The organism is Nocardia aurantia (genome assembly GCF_009604425.1).
Lineage (GTDB): Bacteria > Actinomycetota > Actinomycetes > Mycobacteriales > Mycobacteriaceae > Nocardia > Nocardia aurantia.
Map to the genome: position 1 here is coordinate 128369 of NZ_WEGI01000012.1, position 19075 is coordinate 147443.

14 protein-coding genes are annotated in these 19075 nt (G+C 70.7%); 6 read left to right on the plus strand and 8 right to left on the minus strand.

Annotated features, from left to right (window positions below; all coding sequences use genetic code 11):
* Window positions 1-161 precede the first annotated feature (161 nt).
* Window positions 162-1139 (minus strand): proline dehydrogenase family protein, encoded by a 978-nt coding sequence (locus tag NRB56_RS26880; RefSeq protein ID WP_153346980.1) that lies wholly within the window; start codon window positions 1137-1139, stop codon window positions 162-164.
* Entirely contained in the window at window positions 1136-2791 is a 1656-nt protein-coding gene (gene pruA / locus NRB56_RS26885) for an L-glutamate gamma-semialdehyde dehydrogenase (RefSeq protein WP_153346982.1), read from the minus strand. Before pruA ends, NRB56_RS26880 begins: the two co-directional genes overlap by 4 nt.
* An 87-nt stretch (window positions 2792-2878) precedes the next feature.
* Here pruA and NRB56_RS26890 point away from each other — a divergent pair, with 87 nt between their 5' ends.
* From NRB56_RS26890 to NRB56_RS26905, 4 genes are all read left to right on the plus strand, one after another.
* On the plus strand, window positions 2879-4540 hold the full coding sequence (locus tag NRB56_RS26890; RefSeq protein WP_319943578.1) for a PucR family transcriptional regulator: 1662 nt from the start codon (window positions 2879-2881) through the stop codon (window positions 4538-4540).
* 141 nt (window positions 4541-4681) lie between these two features.
* Complete coding sequence (locus NRB56_RS26895) at window positions 4682-4888, plus strand: hypothetical protein (RefSeq protein ID WP_153346986.1); 207 nt, start codon at window positions 4682-4684, stop codon at window positions 4886-4888.
* Between the two features lie 71 nt (window positions 4889-4959).
* A complete protein-coding gene (locus NRB56_RS26900) occupies window positions 4960-5427 on the plus strand; it encodes a GtrA family protein (RefSeq protein ID WP_319943579.1) in 468 nt (155 codons plus the stop codon).
* Window positions 5428-5539: 112 nt separating this feature from the next.
* Window positions 5540-6976: a hypothetical protein gene (locus tag NRB56_RS26905; RefSeq protein ID WP_153347337.1), complete on the plus strand. Its 1437-nt coding sequence runs from the start codon at window positions 5540-5542 to the stop codon at window positions 6974-6976.
* Here the strand turns inward: NRB56_RS26905 and NRB56_RS26910 are convergent, their stop codons facing one another.
* The 6 genes from NRB56_RS26910 to NRB56_RS26935 all read right to left on the minus strand — a co-directional run bounded on the left by NRB56_RS26910 (window position 6977) and on the right by NRB56_RS26935 (window position 15845).
* Complete coding sequence (locus NRB56_RS26910; RefSeq protein ID WP_153346988.1) at window positions 6977-7540, minus strand: hypothetical protein; 564 nt, start codon at window positions 7538-7540, stop codon at window positions 6977-6979.
* Between the two features lie 495 nt (window positions 7541-8035).
* On the minus strand, window positions 8036-9364 hold the full coding sequence (locus tag NRB56_RS26915) for a helix-turn-helix domain-containing protein (RefSeq protein WP_194291003.1): 1329 nt from the start codon (window positions 9362-9364) through the stop codon (window positions 8036-8038).
* Between the two features lie 16 nt (window positions 9365-9380).
* Complete coding sequence (locus tag NRB56_RS26920) at window positions 9381-10352, minus strand: glucosyl-3-phosphoglycerate synthase (RefSeq protein WP_153346992.1); 972 nt, start codon at window positions 10350-10352, stop codon at window positions 9381-9383.
* The gene (locus NRB56_RS26925; protein WP_153346994.1) at window positions 10349-12478 is read right to left on the minus strand and encodes a glycosyltransferase family 39 protein; all 2130 of its coding nucleotides are present in this window, start codon (window positions 12476-12478) and stop codon (window positions 10349-10351) included. Before NRB56_RS26925 ends, NRB56_RS26920 begins: the two co-directional genes overlap by 4 nt.
* Window positions 12475-14424, minus strand: coding sequence for an MFS transporter (locus tag NRB56_RS26930; protein WP_153346996.1), 1950 nt, complete (start codon window positions 14422-14424; stop codon window positions 12475-12477). Before NRB56_RS26930 ends, NRB56_RS26925 begins: the two co-directional genes overlap by 4 nt.
* Before the next feature lie 2 nt (window positions 14425-14426).
* A complete protein-coding gene (locus tag NRB56_RS26935; protein ID WP_153346998.1) occupies window positions 14427-15845 on the minus strand; it encodes a condensation domain-containing protein in 1419 nt (472 codons plus the stop codon).
* 261 nt (window positions 15846-16106) lie between these two features.
* Between NRB56_RS26935 and NRB56_RS26940 the strand changes: the two genes are divergently transcribed.
* On the plus strand, window positions 16107-17153 hold the full coding sequence (locus NRB56_RS26940) for an alpha/beta hydrolase (RefSeq protein WP_319943581.1): 1047 nt from the start codon (window positions 16107-16109) through the stop codon (window positions 17151-17153).
* A 231-nt stretch (window positions 17154-17384) separates the two neighbouring features.
* Window positions 17385-18506 (plus strand): alpha/beta hydrolase family protein, encoded by a 1122-nt coding sequence (locus tag NRB56_RS26945; RefSeq protein WP_153347000.1) that lies wholly within the window; start codon window positions 17385-17387, stop codon window positions 18504-18506.
* The last annotated feature ends 569 nt before the right edge of the window (window positions 18507-19075 follow it).

A 19075-nucleotide genomic window follows, 5' to 3' on the forward strand; every position in this document is an offset into this window, starting at 1 on the left:
CGCCCACTGTGCCCAGAGTACGAAACGAGGGGCCCGGTCGAAACCGGGCCCCTCGGTCGAGCGTGAACTCGTGTGCGGCGAAACATTTTTCGGTTGTGCCCGGAATATGTGCCGGGTATTTCGTTATATTGCGGCAGGTTTCGCCGATATTACGTATCGGATCAGTCCTGCGCGGTGGCCGCCCGGAGGAAGAACGACAGATTCGCCGGGCGTTCGGCCATCCGGCGGACCAGGTAGCCGTACCACTGGTCGCCGAACGGGACGTACACCCGCATCCGTTGTCCCAGTCGCACCAGCCGATCCTGTTCGGCGGGCCGGACCCCGTAGAGCATCTGGAATTCGAACTCGTCGCGGCCGCGGCCGGCCGCGGTGGCCAGCAGCGCCGCCGTCTCGATCATCTCCGGGTCGTGGGTGGCGACCATCGGATACCCCTTGCCCGCCATCAGGATTCGCAGGCAGCGCAGATACGAGGCGGACACCTCCGCGGGCCGCTGGAACGCGACCGACTCCGGTTCCCGATAGGCGCCCTTGCACAACCGGATTCGCGCGCCCTCGGCGGCGAAGGCGTGGCAGTCCGCCTCGGTGCGCAGCAGGTAGGCCTGCAGTACCGTGCCGACGGTCTCCGGATGGTGCTGCCGCAGTTCACGCACGATCGACAACGTGGAATCGGTGGTGGTGTGGTTCTCCGCGTCGACGGTCACCCACAGGCCGACGGCGTCCGCGGCCGCCGCGACGATCCGGGCGTTGCCGAGCGCCACCGCGTGCCCGTCGCCGGGCAGCGCCTGCCCGAGCGCGGACAGCTTCAGCGACACCTCCAGGGGCCGCGCCGTCGCCTCGCTGTCCGGCGCCGGCAGTCCGGCCAGTACCTCGATCAACGCCAGGTACTGGTCCACCACCCGCCGGGCCTGCGCCGGCTCGGTGGTGTCCTCGCCGAGATAGTCGATCGACACGAACTTGTTCTGCCGCAATAACTCCCGGACCGCGGGCAGCGCGCTGTCGCGGGTCGCGCCGGCCACGAACCGATCGACCACCCGCCGGGTCGCGGGCATCCGGGTCAGTCCCCGTTCCAGGCGCTGCGACCGGGCGGCGGTCAGCAGCAGCGGCCGCAGCGGATGCGACAGCACTCCCGCCGCGCTCATCGCGGGTCCCCGGTGTCGGGTTCCTGATGCGGATAGCCGTCGGTGGTCGCCGGCACGAAGGTCTCCTTGATCGACCGCGGCGACACCCAGCGCAGCAGGTTCAGCGGGGATCCGGCCTTGTCGTTGGTGCCGGAGGCGCGGGCGCCACCGAAGGGTTGCTGACCGACCACCGCGCCGGTCGGCTTGTCGTTCACGTAGAAGTTTCCGGCGGTGAAACGCAGTGCGGCGCTTGCCGTATCGATCGCCGACCGATCCCGGGCCAGGATCGCGCCGGTGAGCGCGTACTTCGACCCGCTGTCCACCAGGCCCAGCACCTCCGCGAAGGCGCCCGGCCGATCGTCGTCGTAGACGTGCAGCGACAGGATCGGCCCGAAGTACTCGGTGCGGAACGCCTCGTCGGTGGGGTCCTCGCCGATCAGCAGCGTGGGTTCGACGAACCAGCCGATCCGGTCGTCGCAGCTGCCGCCGGTCGCGATGGTCAGGCTCGCGGTCGCCTTGGCCCGGTCGATGGCCGCCACATTCCGCTCGAACGACCGGCGGTCGATCACCGCGCCGCCGAAATTACCGAAATCCGTGACATCGCCGTAGCTCAGCGCGGCGATCCGGTCGACCACCTCGCCGCCGATCCGGCTCCACAGCGATTTCGGGACGAAGGCACGCGAGGCCGCCGAGCACTTCTGTCCCTGATATTCGTAGGCGCCCCGGACCAGCGCGGTGATCAGCGCCTCCGGATCCGCCGAGGCGTGCGCGAGCACGAAATCCTTGCCACCGGTCTCGCCCACCAGCCGCGGATAACCGTCGTAGCGGTCGATCCGGTTCCCGACCTCCCGCCACAGCTGCTGGAAGGTGGCGGTGGAGCCGGTGAAGTGGATCCCGGCCAGCCGCGGATCGTCGAGCACCACCGCCGAGACCTCGGGACCGTGCCCGTGCACCAGATTGATCACCCCCGGCGGCAGTCCGGCCGCCTCCAGCAGCCGCATCGTGTGATGCGCCGCCACCGCCTGGGTGATCGACGGCTTCCACACCACGGTGTTGCCCATCAGCGCGGGAGCGGTCGGCAGGTTGCCGGCGATCGCGGTGAAGTTGAACGGGGTGACGGCGTAGACGAAACCCTCCAGCGGCCGGTGGTCGGTCCGGTTCCACACGCCGGGCGACGACATCGGCTGCCCGGCCAGGATCTGCCGGGCGAAGTGCACGTTGAAACGCCAGAAATCGACCAGCTCGCAGGGCGCGTCGATCTCCGCCTGATACGGCGATTTGGACTGCCCCAGCATGGTGGCGGCGGCGATGGTCTCCCGCCACGGCCCGGCCAGCAGATCGGCGGCGCGCAGGAAGACCGCGGCCCGCTCGTCGAAGGGCAGCTCCCGCCAGGCCGGTGCGGCGGCCATCGCGGCGGTGACGGCGGCGTGCGCGTCGGCGGGTTCGGCCACGGACACCGTGCCGAGCACGGCGGCGTGGCGGTGGGGTTGCACGACATCGACCCGCGCGCCGGAACCGCGGCGCGGGCGACCGCCGATGACGTGCGGTAATTCGATCGGTTCGGCGGCGAGGGTGGTGATCGCTGCCCGGAGCCGGGTTCGCTCGGGCGTCCCGGGAGCGTACGAATGCACGGGTTCGTTGGCCGGTACGGGGACCGTGGTGATCGCGTCCATGCCTGCCAGGAAACACCCTCCGGGCACTCATCGGGTTGTCCGATCGCACGAATTGCGGGGCGTGTCTCTGTCCAGTTGAATGAAAGGGTGTCAAGGTTCCTGTCCCTGTCCGAGTTGTTGTCGTCGCTGACCAACTCGGTGGCCACGCTGGTCGACGCGCCGCAGGGCGACGAGGTCGTGGTCGACCAGGTGGCCTTCCTGGACGCGGGCGATCTCGTGATGGATCTACCGCCCGGGCAACCGCTCGCGGAGGCGTATCTGCAGGTCGGCGTCGGCGACCGGGAGGCGACGGACTGGTTGTGCGCGCTCGCGCGCGACTGCCCGGCCGCCGACCGGCCGCGGGTGCTGTTCTCCAAGTCGGTGAGCGCGGAGTTGCGGGCCGCCGCGGCGGGCGCGGGGGTGGCCGTGGTCGCGGTGCATCCGCAGGCCCGCTGGGAGATGGTGTACTCGCTGATCGACCGCATCACCGGGCACAACGCGGGCCGGACCGGCGCGGAGCAGCCGCCGGCGCTCGACACCGACCTGTTCGGACTGGCCCAGTCGGTGGCGGCGTCCACTCGCGGGCTGGTCAGCATCGAGGACGACCAGTTCCGGGTGCTGGCCTATTCGGCGGACAACGCGGCCGTCGCGGATCCGGTGCGGCGGTTGTCGGTACTGGGCCGGCAGGGTCCGTCCGGTTATATGCGCTGGTTGCAACGCGAGGGCGTGTTCGATCGGCTGCGCAACTCCGGTGACACCATCGAAGTGCCGCCGCAGCCGGAGTGGGAGACCCGGCGGCGGATCGCCATCGGCATCCGGGAGCCGGGCCGCCAGGGCGGGCGCGCACCGGCGGTCCTCGGCACCATCTGGGTGCAGGAGGGCGGTGAACCGCTCGACGCCGACAGCCCGCACACCCTGCGCGGCGCCGCCTCCATCGCCGCGCGGGTGATCTGGCGGGCCCGGCGCGCCCCGACCAGCGACGCGCTGCTGATCCAGCGGTTGTTCGGCGCGCACGGCGGCGGCGTCGACGTCGCGGCGTTCGCGCACCACTTCGGCGTCACGCCGGACGGGCCCGCGGCGGTCGTGGGCTTCGGCCGATGCGCCGGCGCGGGCGAGGACGACGAGCTGATGCAGCGCGTGATCGTGACCCTGCGGCTGCACGCCAGCGCGTTCCGGCAGGACTGCCTGACCACCATGATCGGCCCGCGGCTGTATGTGCTGTTCCCGGAACATCATTCGGTGGACCGGGTGGCCTCCTGGGCCCGGCAGGTGATCGGCCGGCTCGGCGAGCACTTCGGCCTGGAACTGCGCGGCGCGATCGCGGCTCCGGTCGACGGGCTCGCCGATGTCGCGCGGGCGCGCGCCGAGGCGGACCGGGTGCTCGACCACACGACCGAACTGCCGGACGCGGAACCGGTCACCACGCTCGCGCGTTCGCGCACCACCGTGCTGCTCGCCGAGATCCTCGCCGCCGTCGGCGAGCGGCCGGACCTGCGGGATCCACGGGTGGACCTGTTGATGGACCACGATCGCCGGAACTCCGGCCGGCTGCGGGCGAGCCTCGATGCCTATCTGCGCCGCTACGGCGATGTGCGTTCCGCCGCAGCCGATCTCGGCATCCACCCCAACACCCTGCGCTACCGGATCCGCCGCGCGGCCGAATTGATGGGCATCGATCTGGAATCCGATGCCGATCGGTTGCTACTGGAGATCCAATTGGCCGCGCGCCGGTCCGCGTCCGGCGAGCAGTCCGCGCCCGGCCGGCTCTGACGGACGTCCGCGCGCATTTCGGCCGCCACCGTCAGAGCGCGCTTCGCGGCGAAATCGGTCCATCGCCCCCGACTGTGTTGCATCATGTCGCACAAGGGTTCTCGTGCCGATCGTCGATGGTGTGCGAAAGGGAGGGTGTATATGGACAATCCAGTGTTCCACCAGTGGCCGGGCCACGGGCTCACACCCGCGCAGATGCACGGCGAACTGAACAGACGGCATTCCGAGTGCACGCTCGACGGCTGCGATATGAAGCGCTACTGCTGGACCAGACTCATCGACCTCGGCCATCCGCACCCGGCGCTGACCGTCGACAACTGTCCCGCCTGCCGCGTCAACGTGGCGTGATGCATCGTCGGGGAACCGGGATTTCGCTGTTCGATAACCGCACGGACACCTGCCGGTGGCAGCGTGACGAGGTGCGGATCGAACCCGAAACCGCCGCGGCGCGGCTGGCGGCCCGGTTCCACCAGGCCTGTGCCGCGGTGGTGGCCAGACTGCCGTTCGGGTTGAATACCGTTGTCGCGCCGACCTTTCTGGGCTTCGCGTTCATCAACGGCGGTACCTTCGCGGTGGACCTGCTGGTGCTCACCCTGCTGCACGGCGTGGTGCCGCTGCCGGTCGCGATCACCGGCGGGTACGCGGTCGCCTTCGGCCTGAGTTATGTACTGAACCGGGCGCTGAACTTCCGCTCGCACGCCGCGGTGGTGCCACAGCTGGCCGTGTACGTCGCGGCGGTGGTGATCAACTATCTGGCCTTCATCCTCGGCGTATCCAGCGTCTTGACGGCGGTCGGCGTGGAGTACCACCTCGCCCGCATTCTGGCCGGCGCCGGCGAGGCCGCGTTCATGTATTCCGCCATGAAATGGGTGATCTTCCGGCGCTGAGGCCCGTTCTGCCGGAATTCGGGCGATTTTGTACTCTGACATCCGGATTCGATCACCCCGCTCGGACCACGTGCGGGGTGATCGCCGGTGGAGAGGAATCGGTGTGCACGGGTTGACGCGGAGTGTGCTGGGAGCCGCGTTCGCGGTCCTGCTGGCGGCGGGACCGGCGGCGGCGGAATCGTTCGGGCCCGCGGCGCCGCCGAATCCGTGGCTGGGCCCGGCGGGTACCGCGACCATGCACGGCGATGCCGAGGCGTCCGACACCACGCCGTTGCCGGGCCCGGGCACCGGCCCGGTCGACGCGAGCTTCCATCCGATCGGCGGCGCGTGTCCCACCATCCTGGTCGGGTCGGACGGCCTGCCGGTGGCGTTGTGCACGCTGCTCACGACCCGCATCCCGACCGCCTTCCTGCTGGATCCGGCCGGGGGCGCGCCGCTGGCCTCGCTGCCCACCCGCACCGGCGGCGGCACGGTACTCGGCGGGGTGTACGCCTTCCTCGACAACCGGGACCGGCTGGTGACCGTCGACGGGGCGGGCAACCTGGAATGGATCGGCCACGACCGCGGCCCCGACGGCGCCTGGCGGCTGTACATCGACCACACCGCGCCGACCGCCTCGATCGTGCCGGCGGGTGACGCCGTCTCGTCGGCGACACCGGACCGGACCGGCGCGATCTGGCTGGCCACCGAACACGGCACCGTCGCGGTGCTGCGGGCCGACGGTGGAATTGCCGCCGTCTCGCTCGGCGGTGACCCGGCCGCCCGGCAGATCGGCGACGGGGAGCTGGTGGAGAACAGCATCGCCGCCGCGGCCGGTGGCGTCGCCGTGGCCACCGATCACGCGCTGTATCTGCTGAACACCGATGCCGCCGGGACGCCCTCGATCCGCTGGCGGCAGGCCTACGACCGCGGTCCCGCGCGCAAACCCGGTCAGCTCAGCGCGGGTACCGGCGCCACCCCGACCTTCTTCGGGCCGCGCACCGGATCGGAGTACGTCGCGATCACCGACAACGCGGTGCCGCAGGAACATCTGCTGGTCTACTCGACGGCGACCGGCGAGCCGATCTGCTCGGTCGCGGTGCTGCCGCCGGGACCCAGCGGCACCGAGAACTCGCCGATCGGCATCGGCGACACCGTGATCGTGGCCGGAACATACGGCTATCCGTATCCGGCCGGCGCGGTCGGACCCAGTGATCCGGCGTCCGCACCCTTCACCGGTGGCATGACCAGGGTCGATGTCGACGATTCCGGCGCGGGTTGCACGGTCCGCTGGAACAATACGGTGCCCTCGGCGGCGGTGCCGCGGCTGTCCACGGCCGACGGCAGGATCTACACCTTCACCCGGCACACCTCGGGCGCCGCGGCGACACCGCTGGACGGTTACGACTACGCGGTGATCGACGCGGCCACCGGAGCCCTCGAGACCGAACAGCCCGTCGGCGTCGGCCTGCCGGTCGACACCCTGGAGATGGTGGGCTCGATCGCGCCCGGCGGGGTCCAGTACCAAGGCACGGTGACCGGGTACTTCAGCGTGCGGCCGCGAGGCTGATCAGCGCCGCTGGACCTCGATGATGGTCGCGGTACCCAGCGGCGGCCGCTGCTCGTGCATGGTGATCACATCGCCCGGCCGCAGATGCCGCCAGGCGTCCGGCGTGAGCGGCAGCAACCGGATCGTCCCGCGCCCGCCCACCGGGATCTCGGGAGCGAACTCGACCCGGATCTGGGCGAGGCGCAGGCCGACGGTCTCGTCGCCGGTCGCCCACATCGGCCGCAGCCCCGAGCCCGGGATCGCGATCCGGCGGCCGCCGGACTCGGGCGGCAACAGCCGTAGATCGGCGCGAATGACAGTGCCGCAACGGGTTTCGGCCGCTCGCCAGCGGCACCAATCGGAATCGTGCAACAGTGACAGCTGTTGCGCGACCCCGGCGAGCAGGTTCCAGTATTCGGCGGACTGCCAGCGCAGGCCCTCGAACTCCTGGAGAATGCCGAGCGCCAGCTCCCATTCGCCGAACCGGAGATATTCGTGGACATCCGCGACCGACAACCCGGCCTCGCTGCGCGCGTCGGCCGGCACCAACTCGGCCGCGAGGCGCAACGAAACGGGAACGTTCATCCTACGATTCTCGCGGAATCCGGAATCGCCGTCGCACGGACGTCCATTGTCCGACCGCCGGCACGCGGAGCAGCGCGATCATGAGCACCTGCACCCGTCGCGGCGGCCGCGTATCCCGGCGCGTCGATCTCGCCGGTTGACCGCCGCACGGTCGGCGTCGCGGTGAGACGCACCGGCGCAGGGCCCGGCGGCCCCGCAACGCGATCGCTGAGCGGGCCGGGGACCGGTGGTCGACGAGGTATTCCGTTATGCCGCAATTGGATATGGTGTGGTCGAGGTCCTGCGCGCCACCGGCGGCAGCCACACGGACAAGGCGTACGTGCCCGTCGTCACGGCGAACGGCACACCGCTCTGCTCGGGGGTATGGTCCGGCGACCTGAAATCGGGGCTCGATCCTGTGGATGTGCTGTGGCAGGTCAGTGCGTTGCGGCGGATCGACCCCGCAGCCGATCCGGCGCGCATCCGCGCGCTGATCGTCAGCGGGCTGCGCTTGACTCACACCGCCGCATCCAGCTCGGAATCCGGATCGTCGCCGTGGATCCGGGCGGCACCGCCGCCGTGCATATGGGCGGCACCGCTGCCGTATACCTGGGCGGCACCGCTGCCGAGCACTTGGGCGGCACCGCCGCCGTGCGCTGTGCGGTGGATCGCGCGGGCGATCACGCTGGAGCGCAGATACCAGAGGTCCGTCGCCCGGGCGGGATCGAGCCCGGTCAGCTCGGTGATCCGGGCCAGCCGCCGGCGCAGCACGCCGACCGGCACGCCGAGCCGCTGCGCGGTGGCCACCCGCCCGCCGGCCGCCAGGAATTCGCCCAGCATGCGCTCCAATTCGGGTTCGGTCTGCAATGGCGCGAGCACCGAGCGGATCTTCTCGTTCGCCGTGCCGGGCCGGCCCAGTTGGTATTCGCAGGCGAGATCCTCGAAGCGGTACAGGCCCGCGCCGCGCCCCAGGCGCACCGCGAGATCGAGCAGTTCGTGGGCCAATTCGACGGCCTGCGGGATCCGGTCCCGATCGGCGTCGGCCATCGCGACGGTGACCGGCGCGGCCGCGGCGCGGGTCAGCCGCGCCACCAGATCGTCCGGGTCGCCGGTCGTCTCGTCCAGGGGGAGCAGCAGGGTGCCGCCGTCCACGCTGAGCTGCGTCAGCACACCCGGCCCGGCGGTCGCGAGGTCGGCCTGCACCCGCCGCAGCTTGCGCCTCGCGACGACTCGGGCGTCCAGCCGGTGATCCTGCTCGTCGGGATGCTGGCCGAGCGCGACCGCCAGCACCCGGTAGCCGTCCGCGATCTCGATATCGCCGGAGGTGGAGGCGCCGGCCACGTTGCCGGCGAGCAGCCGCGCGGTCACCGTCTGGACGACCGCCCGCTGCTCCCCGGCGAGCGCCCGGATCTCCCGGACGTAGCCGCGCGACACCGCGGTCGACATCGTCCGGACGATGTCGATCAGCACGAGCCCGTTGCCGCGCACGGTCCGGACGGTCGACCAGGCCAGGGTGGGCGCGAGCTGCTGGAACGCCGTCCCGATCCCGGCGTGCACGGCGCGTTGCAGCAGGTCCACCGGCAGGTCCAGCTGCGCCCAGCGCGCCGCCACATTCTCGATCCGGGCCAGCGCGGCCGCGCTGACCGGCGCTCGCGCGCACAGCACCCGGCCGAGTTCGCCCGCGCAGATGTTCACCAGCAGGGTCAGATCAGCGCGGGCCCGGCCGCCGATCCGATCGCCGACGATCTCCCCGACCAGTTCGCGCACCACCGTCGCCGCGAGCAGCGGCGGCGTCGCGGCGGTCGCGCGGGCACGGCCCGGCCCGGTCGCGCGGGAAACAGACATCCGACCCTCCATCGCTTCAACTCATCGAATGTATGCCGAACCGGGGGTCCGCCGGGCCGTGATCGGTCCGGCCGACGGCCGCGGAATCGTCCAGCAGCCGCATCGGCGGCCGATCGGCGCGGCCGACCTCGCTGACCACGCGAAGCCAGCCGTCCCCCGACGGAATGAACTGGGACAGACCGCGACCCGAGTCGCGGATGCCGAGCCGGTCGAGCAGGGTGGCGACGACCTGCCGGCTCATCACGGCCAATTCGTGGTTCGGTCGGTTGCGGTGCCGGCGGGTGCCGAGGTCGACCTCCGCGATCGCCGAGATGCCGTGGCGCTGCCAGCAATCCAGGAGGACGCCGATCTCGACCCCATAGCCCGGCGCGAACGGGATATCGGTGAGCAGCGCACGGGTGGCGGCATATTCGCCGCCGAGCGGCTGCACGATCTCGGCCAGTTCGGGCGCCAGGGCCGCCAGCAGCGGCCGCGCGACGAGTTGCGTGACCCGGCCGCCGCCGTCGGCCTGGTCGGATCCGCCGGTCCGCAGCGGCCGCCGATAGAAACCCTTCACCAGCCGCACCTCGTCCTCGAACAGCAAGGGGGCCAGCAGGGCCGGCACGAATCTCGGATCGGGCGCGACCAGATCGGAATCGACGAACACGATGAGGTCGCCGCGGGCCACCGCGAGCGACCGCCACAGCACCTCACCCTTGCCCGGCACCGGCGGCAAGTGCGGTAACGCCTGCTCCCGGGTACGCACGGTGGCGCCGGCCGCACGGGCCACCGCGACGGTGTCGTCGGTGGAACCGGAGTCGATGACCAGCAATTCGTCGACCAGCGTACCGACCAGCGGACGAATGGACGCGACCACCTCTCCCACGGTCGCTTCCTCGTCGAGCGCCGGCAACACCACCGACACCTGTCGCCGTCCCTTGCGCTCGACGAGCTCGGGAACGGACCACGGCCGGGTGAACCAGGTGGGTGTCTCGTGGACCATGGTCATGATGGATATCCCTCCGATGCAGGGGAATTCGGGGCGGATCGGAGCCCCGGATCGAGGACGAGGGTGCTGAGCTCCCGCCACAGGACCGGCCACGGTCGCCGCGGCCGATCACAGCGCCACACCGTGATTCCGCGATCGATGCCGGGGAAGCCGAGCGGATCGTTCAGCCGGGTCACCGGACGGGCCGCCTCGAACACGGCGTCCGGGGCCGGGGTGTCGCCCGCGGTCACATACAGGACGGTTCGCGTATTCAACGGTGGCGCACCGAAATAGGCGTAGCCGCGATTCGGGCTGAACACCGGTGGTCGCGTACCCAGCATGTCGATCGCGGCTGCCTGCCAGTAGGTTTGCGCGACCACCACGGCGTCGGCGCGGTCGGCCGCCGGCAGCTCCGCATAGGCGCGGTCGACGGCGTCGACCAGCGCGGTCCATCCGGTGGTGCCGAAAGTGCGCATGCGGGCGGACAATTCGGCCTGGGTGCCGGTGGGCCGGTGCAGGCGCGAGATCGGTTGCGGTAGCGCCACTGTCACGGTTGCCGAGATCGCCACAGAGATCGCGATCACCGCGACTCCCGCGATCCGGAGCGTCTTCCGCATCGCCGGTAACCGCGTCTTCCGCATCGTCGGCAACGGCGACGGGGCCTCGGCGCTCGGTGTCGTCCGCGGCCACAGAGTGGCCACGGTCACCGCGCCGGCCGCGAAGAGTGCCGGAAAGCAGGCCGTCACATAGTAGGGCCGCCCGCCTACGGCGACCACGAACAATGCCTGGAGTAGTGTCGCGATCCCGGCGAATCGATACGGCCGGAAGTCGCTCCGCCACAACAACACCCACAGCCCAGGCAATGCCAGCAACCCGCCGAGGAGGCCCGCGAGGATCACCCACTGCACCGGCAGTCCCGCCACTCCGCCGGTGGCGGCCCGTTGTTCGTCCCGGATGATCGCGCCCATCGCCGACTGCGGCCAACCGTGCTGCCGCTGCCATCGGATCCCGGGGACGGTGGCGACCACGACGATCGTCGCACCGGCCCAGAAAGCACTCCGGCGCAGCAGATCTCGTGGACCGGTCAGCAGCGCGGCCGCCGCCAGGCCCGCGCCGAGGACGAGGATCAACAGTTTCACCTGCACATCGATCGCGATCACGGCGCCCGCTACCAGTAGCAGATGATCCCGGCGGACTCGCGTCCAGCGCACCAGCAGCCAGATCACCGCCGCCCCGGCGGTGCTGTCGAGGGCGAACGTCGAGAGACTCGCCGCCTGCGTGATCAGATACGGGCCGGTGGCGTAGGCGGCCGCCGCCAGCCATTGTGCGCGCCGCCCACCGCCGAATTCGCGCGCGGTCGCGGCGGCCAGCACCACACCGGCCACCGCCGCGATGATCGACGGAAGCCGCAGCGCCACCAGCGATCCCGGTGCGAGAGCGGCCGCCGACCGCGCCAGCAGCGGTACGAGCGGTCCCTGATCGGCATAGCCCGCGCCGAGATGCCTTCCGGCCGCGAGGAAGTACAATTCGTCACCGAAATAGTCGTAACGGGCACTGCGAGTGAGCAGCACGACCGTGGTCACGCCCGCGATCAGTGCCACCGGCCCCCAGGCGAAGCCGCCGGAATCCGCTCGTGGTGCCACGGTCGCGGTCGCGGGCTCGTCCGCGACAGCGACCGGTCTCCTCGGCGAAGAACGCTGCCCGGCAGCCTCTTCGATCGCCTCGCCGCCGTCGTCGTTGCTGCCGTCGACGTGGCCGCTGTCATCGTGGCTGCCGTCGACGTGGCCGCTGTCATCGTGGCTGCCGTCGACGTGGCCGCTGTCATCGTGGCTGCCGTCGACGTGGCCGCTGTCATCGTGGCTGCCGTCGACGTGGCTGCTGTCATCGTGGCTGCCGTCGACATGGCTGCCGTCGATGTGACCGCCGCAGCCCTCGCTGTCCTCACCGCTGCGGATAGCCGAAATTTTCGGCGAAATGCGTTGTCCTGCAATCTCGCCGGTTGCCTTCCCGGAACTTGTAGCAGAACTGCGCCGCAACGGATTTCGTCGTTCGGCAATACTCGGTGTGGTTTTCCCGCGCACCGGGGCGGGCTGTCCGGTGTAGCGATCCGATTCGGTTGCGCCGCAGCGCGACTCCGCTCCGCTCATTGGGGTATTCCGGGGTGCCGGGGCAACGCCCAGGTCAGCGCCGTGAGCAGGACGGCGACGGCGGCGATGATCCACAACACGGTGACGCATGCCGAGAGGTAGGTCTGTGCCGTGGCCGTTGCCGAGACGGCCGCATCCCCCGCGGCGCAACCTCGCGCGGCGAGTGTGTGTTCCGGCGCGGCGAACGCGGCCCGCGCACACTCGCCGAATCGGCCGACAGTGTCGGCGCGGGCGTCCGGAGGCGCATCGGCGGCGGCGAGATGTTGCGCGAGAACGGTTTCGGCGTGCGGGACACCGGAACCGGCCGCGACCCCGCCGAAGAACACACTCCCCAGCGCCGCCGCGCCGATCGCGCTGCCGAGCTGTTGCACAGTCGGCGCGAGCCCGGAAGCGACACCGGTCGACCGCTCACCCAGCCTCGCCACCATGACGGCGGGCAGGGGAGCGGCGAACCAGCCCATCCCGACCCCGGCCAGAAGTATCGGCCAACTCGAGGCGTGCGTACCGATACCCCCGGCGGACGGACGGATCGTGAGCGCCAACTGTGCTGTCGCCGCGGCGAACAACGTGATCCCGATGGTCAGCGCACGAGAACCGCAGCGGGCCACCAGGATCGGTGAGGTGAGTGCCGCGGCCAGCGCCCCCAGTGCGAACGGCAGCATCAGCCGGCCGGTCTGCCACGCCGAGAACCCCAGCCCGGACTGTGCGGTCACCGACACCGTCAGCAGCAACGCCGCGAACAGCCCGTAGAACATCAACAGCAGCACCGACCCGATCCCGAACCCGCGATCACCGAACACCTCGGCCGTCACGAGCGGCGCCCCACCCCGTCGCGCGACCCACCGCTGCTGCCAGGCGAATCCGCACAGCACCACCACACCGGCGATCAGCACCGCGACCGTCACCGGCGGCCACCCGGCCTGCTGCCCGGTCGTCAGCGGAAACAACACCGCCAGCAGCCCGGCCGTGGACAGTGCCACGCCGAGCCGATCGATCGGAATTCCCCCGCGCCCGCGGTCGTGACCGGCCTCGTCCGTGACCGTCGCCGCCCGTTCGGGTTCGGTGCGATTCGTACCGTCCGCTTCGACTGTTCGAACGAGGCAGTGGGACAACGTCCGGACGATCCCGGCAGCGTGTTCGTCTCGGTCGACGCCGTCGGCCTCCTCGAAGTGGGACGAATCCGGGAATTGATCCCGCGCGAGGTTCCCGCCGAGCCGGGTCCGGCGCCGCACACCGGCAGCACGCTGAAAACTGCGCTTCGGCAACAGGTCCGGATGCTTACGCTGGGCAGAGCTGTTACCGGGCAAGCCAGGCCGGTCATCGGAAATGCGGCGACTGCACGCCGCGGTCTCCCGGTCACTGTCGGCACGTAGGTACCGTGCCGCAACGACCAGTGCGGCCGCGCCGATCGGCAGGTTCAGGAGAAAGATTGCCCGCCAGCCCCATTCGAACGGATTCGCCGCGACGATCGCACCGCCGAGGAGCGGCCCGGCCAGCCCCGCCAGCCCGGCGACCGCGCCGTAGATGCCGAACACCAATGGGCGCTGCCGAAGTGCGAACGCCGCGGTCATGATCGCGATGGTCTGTGCCGCCATCGCGGCGGCGCCCATGCCCTGCGCGGTGCGGCCGGCCACCAATTCCAGTGGGGTACCGGCGAGTCCGCAGCCCAGTGAGGCCACCGTGAACATCGTCATGCCGAGCAGGAACAGCCGCCGCCGCCCGAACCGCTCGCCGAGCCGGGCGGCGGTCAGCAGGGTGCAGGCGAAGGCCAGTCCGTAGACGGTCACCACCAGCAGCTGTACCGTGCCGGTGGCCGACAGATCCCGGGTCAGCTCCGGCAACGCGGTATTGACGATGGTGAGGTCCAGCATCTGCACGAACACCGCGAGCAGGCACGCCGCCAGCGCTCCCCAGGCGTGCCGGGCGGTGGTGTCCTCGACGGCCACGATCAGGCGCCGGCAGGCAGCGCGTAGTCACCGTCGCCGGCGACGGTGGTGATGATCGAGGTCAGCGTCTTGATGTAGCGCTCGATCGATTCGTGCGCCTCGTCGGTATCGGGGAACAGCAGGCTCAGCTGGGTCACGTCGAGGAACCGGTTGACCCACACGTACACCTCGTTCGCGGCGGCCCGGTTGGCGAACATGCCGCCGTTGATCCGGTCGAACATGTCCGCGCCCGCGATCTTCCGGACGTCGACGTAGGACAGCATCATCGCCACCCATCCGGGCTGGACGTGGATCCCCAGATCGGGTGGGGCGAGCTCGAGCACCCGGTGCGGTGACACGTCGGCCAGGGTGCGGGCCCGGTCGGCGGCGTCCTGCGCGTCCGCGACCAGGGTGGCGAAGCTGGCGTCGGCGGGCACGTCGAAGGCGACCGGCACCAGATTGGTGAAGTAGCCGACCGAACCGTTCTCGCCCGGAGTGCGGCGCGTGTTGGCCGGGGTGAGCACGAAATGCCAGTCGTTACCGGTCAATTCGGCCTCGGCGAGGGCCAGCGCCGCGAACAGCCCGCCGACGAAGCGGCCGCCGCGGTCCTCGCAGGCCTGCTCGAAGCGCAACGCGTCGGCCTCGGTGAACAGCGGCATCGTCACCTGGGCGCCGCGGTTGTAGCCGGCGGCCCCGGGCGGGCCCAGATACAGCGGGAAGGTCGGCATGTCGCCGCCGTTGCGCCGCAACAGTTTCAGCCAGGTGTCCACCTCCGGCGACCGCGCGGTCAGCCGGGTGTTGTCGGCGCGCTCGCGCAGGCAGTAGTCCAGATGCCCGTCCACGGGAGCCAACGGCGCAGGCGCGCCGGACAATTCGCCACCGTAGAGCATCAGCAGGTCCATGCAGGTCAGCGCCTGTGCGACGCCGTCGGTGTGCAGGTGATCGACCGCCGCGTACACGGTGCAGGATTCCGCGCGCGCGATCACCCCGAAGCTGAAGCAATCCCAGTGCAGCGCATCGGGTGTCGTGTCCTGAACGTGACGGCGCAGAGCCTCGGTGCCGGTGAATTCACCGTGATCGGCCGGGACCAGTTCGATCGCCGCGGAGTCGACCACGTGCCGGACCACGCGCTCGTCGTCCCCGACCACGAATCGGCTCGCGAAGGTGTCGTGGCGGCGCACGAACGCGGTGACGGCCCGGGTCATCGCCGCCAGATCCGGTTCGCCCGGGATGTCGAACGAGACCATGCACAACCGCGACGCCCGGCGCCCGGTCCGGGCGGTGCGGTGTGTGGTGCGCAGATATTCCTGCTGTTGGTACGTCGGCGGCGCCGGATGTACCGGTGCGGCCGCCATCGCCTCCCGTGCCCGTGGCGACACGCTCCAGCCGGTGAGCCGGCCCGGCTGTGGATGCCAGTCGTCGAAGAAGCCGAAATTGACCATGAGTTCCCTCGATTCACAGCGGATGCACAGCTGCCGGAGACCGACCGCGGCGGTCGACGACCGGACGGCACCGGCAGCCGGGTTATCAGTGAACGCCGGTCACCGGATCTCCGGCCATGGCCGCGAGCGAATTATGTGAACATTTCCAGCCCGCCGCCGACGCCACGGCACGAAATCCAATCCTGCGCGAGGCCCCCTGTCGCCCTTCGATATCCGGCGGTACCGTCGCCGTGGAATCGGACCGGATTCCGGGAGGCGCAGGTGGGCATACATATTCGCGGCCGATACGGCACACTGCTGGCCCCGCTGCTCGCCCTCGCCCTCACCGGCGCGGCCACCGCGAGCGCCGACCCCGACCTCCCGCCGATCGCCGAACTCACCGCCGCCGCCCGCCCCGCCGTCGACGGCTCCCGCCTCACCGGTATCGCGGAGGGTCCCGGCCGGATGGTCGACATCCAGGTGTACTCGGCCGCGATGAACAGCACCATCACCGTGAAAGTGCTTCGCGCGCTCGACGATTCGAAGCCCGCACCGGTGCTGTACCTGCTGAACGGCGCCAACGGCGGCACCGACGGCTCCAGCTGGACCCAGCAGACCGACGTCGCCGACTTCTTCGCCGGCAAACAGGCCACCGTCGTGATCCCGATGGGCGGCCGCGGCAGCTATTTCACCGACTGGCAGACCGACGACCCCGTCCTGGGCCGCCAGCGCTGGACCACCTTCCTCACCCGCGAACTGCCCGCCGTGATCGACTCGACGTTCCACGGCAGCGGCGCCAACGCGATCGCCGGCATCTCCATGGCCGGCACCTCGGTCTTCCAACTGGCCCTCGCCGCCCCCGGCCTCTACCGGGCCATCGGCTCCTACAGCGGCTGCGCCCAGACCAGCACCCCCGCGGGCGAGGTCTTCGTGGCCGCGGTGGTCACCCGCTGGGCCGGCAACACCGTGAACATGTGGGGCCCCTTCGGCAACCCGGCCTGGGCCGCCAACGACCCCTACCTGCACGCGGATCGCTTGCGCGGCACCGCCATATACGTCTCCTCCGGCACCGGCCTGGCGGGCCCGCTGGACACCCTCGACGGCCCCGGCATCGACGGCAACGCGGGCAAATTGATCGCCCAGCTCACCTCCGGAGGCGTCCTGGACGCGGTCACCAACCAGTGTTCCCACGCCTTCCAGTCGCGCCTGGCCGACCTGAACATCCCCGCCACCTTCGTCTTCCGCACCCTGGGCACCCACTCCTGGGGCTACTGGCAACAGGACCTGCACGACTCCTGGCCCCTGTTCACCGCCGCCTTCGACCGCTGAACCACGCAATCCGTCACTGCGGCAGCGGATTCGGTGGCGCCGCACAGTCCGGTCCCACCTCGCGGGGAACCGTGACGGGTCCGCCCCGGATTTCAGGGCTGGTGGGGCATATGCCGGAAGTGCCTGGCATACTGCGGTATCCGGCGACCCGCGAGAACGGCCTCGCGCCGACCGCGGTCACCCGGTCCGGTGCGTCGCCGACCGCAGCCCGGAACGTCGTGGGAGGTACCGATGATCGCTCGACTGCTGTCGAGCGCTGCCGCCGTCGTGGTCGGCGCGGCTTGCTTCGCGAGCCCGGCCCGCGCCGACACCCTGTGCGGGCCGGGCGGATTCGCCTGCCATCCGGTCGCGGTGAGCCCGTCGCCGGTGCCCGCTCCGACCGGCCCGCACCCCGTCGGCCGGATAGACGCCCAGGTGGGCGACGACGAGCGGGCGATCATGGTCTCGGCCTGGTATCCGGCGGCACAGCCGGGGGAGCCCACCTCGTACATCCCCGCGAGCGGCCCCGATGCCGACATCCGGCTCGCGGGCCAGGCCGCGACCTGGCTGCACTCCCCGATCTCGGCCGTGGCGGCCATCGGCGCCGCGGCGCCCGCGGCCGAAGACGTACCCGCGGACACCACCCTCGGCCGGCTCCCGGTCCTGCTGATGTCACCCGGCCTCGGCACCCCGCGCTGGATCCTGTCCGGCCTGGCCGCCGACTTAGCCTCCCGCGGCTGGGCCGTGGTCGTCACGGACCACACCGCCGAATCACCGGCCGTCGAATTTCCCAGCGGCCGAGTAGTTCTCGGAAATCCACCGAAGATGACCGACGCCTACATGCGCGAGCGTCTCGCCGCCCGAGTAGCCGACGCACGCACGGTCCTGGACCGATTCGCCGAACTCCCGATGATCGGCGACCTGATCGACCCCACTCGAATCGCCATGCTCGGCCACAGCTACGGCGGCTATACCGCCGTATCGGCCGCCGCCGAGGACCCGAGAATCCGCGCGGTCGTCGTGCTGGACGGATCCGCCGGCTGGCACGACGGATCCGCGGTCGAACGCACCGGCCTCGACCGCCCGGTGCTACTCGTCGGCTACGGCTCCATGGTCGACGCCTCGTGGATCTCGTTCGGCCACCACACTCCCGGCCCCTTCAGCGTGGCGATGGTCCGCGACGGCGAGCACTACACCCCCACCGACCTCCCCCACCTCGGCGGCCCGGTCGAACTGTGCGGCACCCTCCCACCCGAACGAGCCGCCGCCATCACCCGCGGCCTGGTATCCGACTTCCTCACCCACACCGTCCTGGGCCACCCCGCCGCCGGCACCGATTGGCCCGAGGTCGAATGGTCGGCCCCGATGCCCTAGCCATGCCGGGACGAGCTCACTCCGACGCGGCTCCGATCGCAGCCCGCCCGGTGTACCCGGTTCGTGGATCTGCCGGGGGTGCTGCCGTGGATCTGCCGGATGCACCAGCGCTGATCTGCCGGGTGACCGTCGTCGGTCCGCCGGCGGACGGTGGACGAAAGGATCGGCGACGTCGCAGGTCCCGGTGTCGTAGCCCTGGCCGAGTGGCGGATCACCCGGGCCTCGATCGGTGATGTCGGCAACTACGTCACGGTCGCGTCATCGGACGGATGCGATAGTGCCGACCCTGCGAGCACAGTGGGTTGTGACAGCGCTGCGCGTTCCCGGAAAGGACATCGTTATGGCAGGCGGCCGAGTGGGTGCACGGGTGATCGCCGCGATTCGGGCCGTGGTGGCCGCGGGTAGCCTCGCCGTCGCGTGCACCGCGAGCACCATCACACAGACCGGTTCGATCGAGGATGCGCCGCGGCCGGTCGCGACTCGCCGCTGGTAGGGTGGCCTCGTGCTCATCGAGGAAGTCGACATAATCTAGCCGCCCGGTCGAAGGCGGCGTTTCCTCATCGCACATT

Excerpts from the sequence above, each read along its gene's own strand:
- NRB56_RS26925 (WP_153346994.1), bottom strand. The coding sequence starts at position 12,478 with ATGAGCGGAGCGGAGTCGCGCTGCGGCGCAACCGAATCGGATCGCTAC.
- NRB56_RS26910 (WP_153346988.1), bottom strand. The coding sequence starts at position 7,540 with ATGAACGTTCCCGTTTCGTTGCGCCTCGCGGCCGAGTTGGTGCCGGCC.
- NRB56_RS26915 (WP_194291003.1), bottom strand. The coding sequence starts at position 9,364 with ATGTCTGTTTCCCGCGCGACCGGGCCGGGCCGTGCCCGCGCGACCGCC.
- NRB56_RS26935 (WP_153346998.1), bottom strand. The coding sequence starts at position 15,845 with ATGGTCAATTTCGGCTTCTTCGACGACTGGCATCCACAGCCGGGCCGG.
- NRB56_RS26895 (WP_153346986.1), top strand. The coding sequence starts at position 4,682 with ATGGACAATCCAGTGTTCCACCAGTGGCCGGGCCACGGGCTCACACCC.
- pruA (WP_153346982.1), bottom strand. The coding sequence starts at position 2,791 with ATGGACGCGATCACCACGGTCCCCGTACCGGCCAACGAACCCGTGCAT.
- NRB56_RS26945 (WP_153347000.1), top strand. The coding sequence starts at position 17,385 with ATGATCGCTCGACTGCTGTCGAGCGCTGCCGCCGTCGTGGTCGGCGCG.
- NRB56_RS26920 (WP_153346992.1), bottom strand. The coding sequence starts at position 10,352 with ATGACCATGGTCCACGAGACACCCACCTGGTTCACCCGGCCGTGGTCC.
- NRB56_RS26880 (WP_153346980.1), bottom strand. The coding sequence starts at position 1,139 with ATGAGCGCGGCGGGAGTGCTGTCGCATCCGCTGCGGCCGCTGCTGCTG.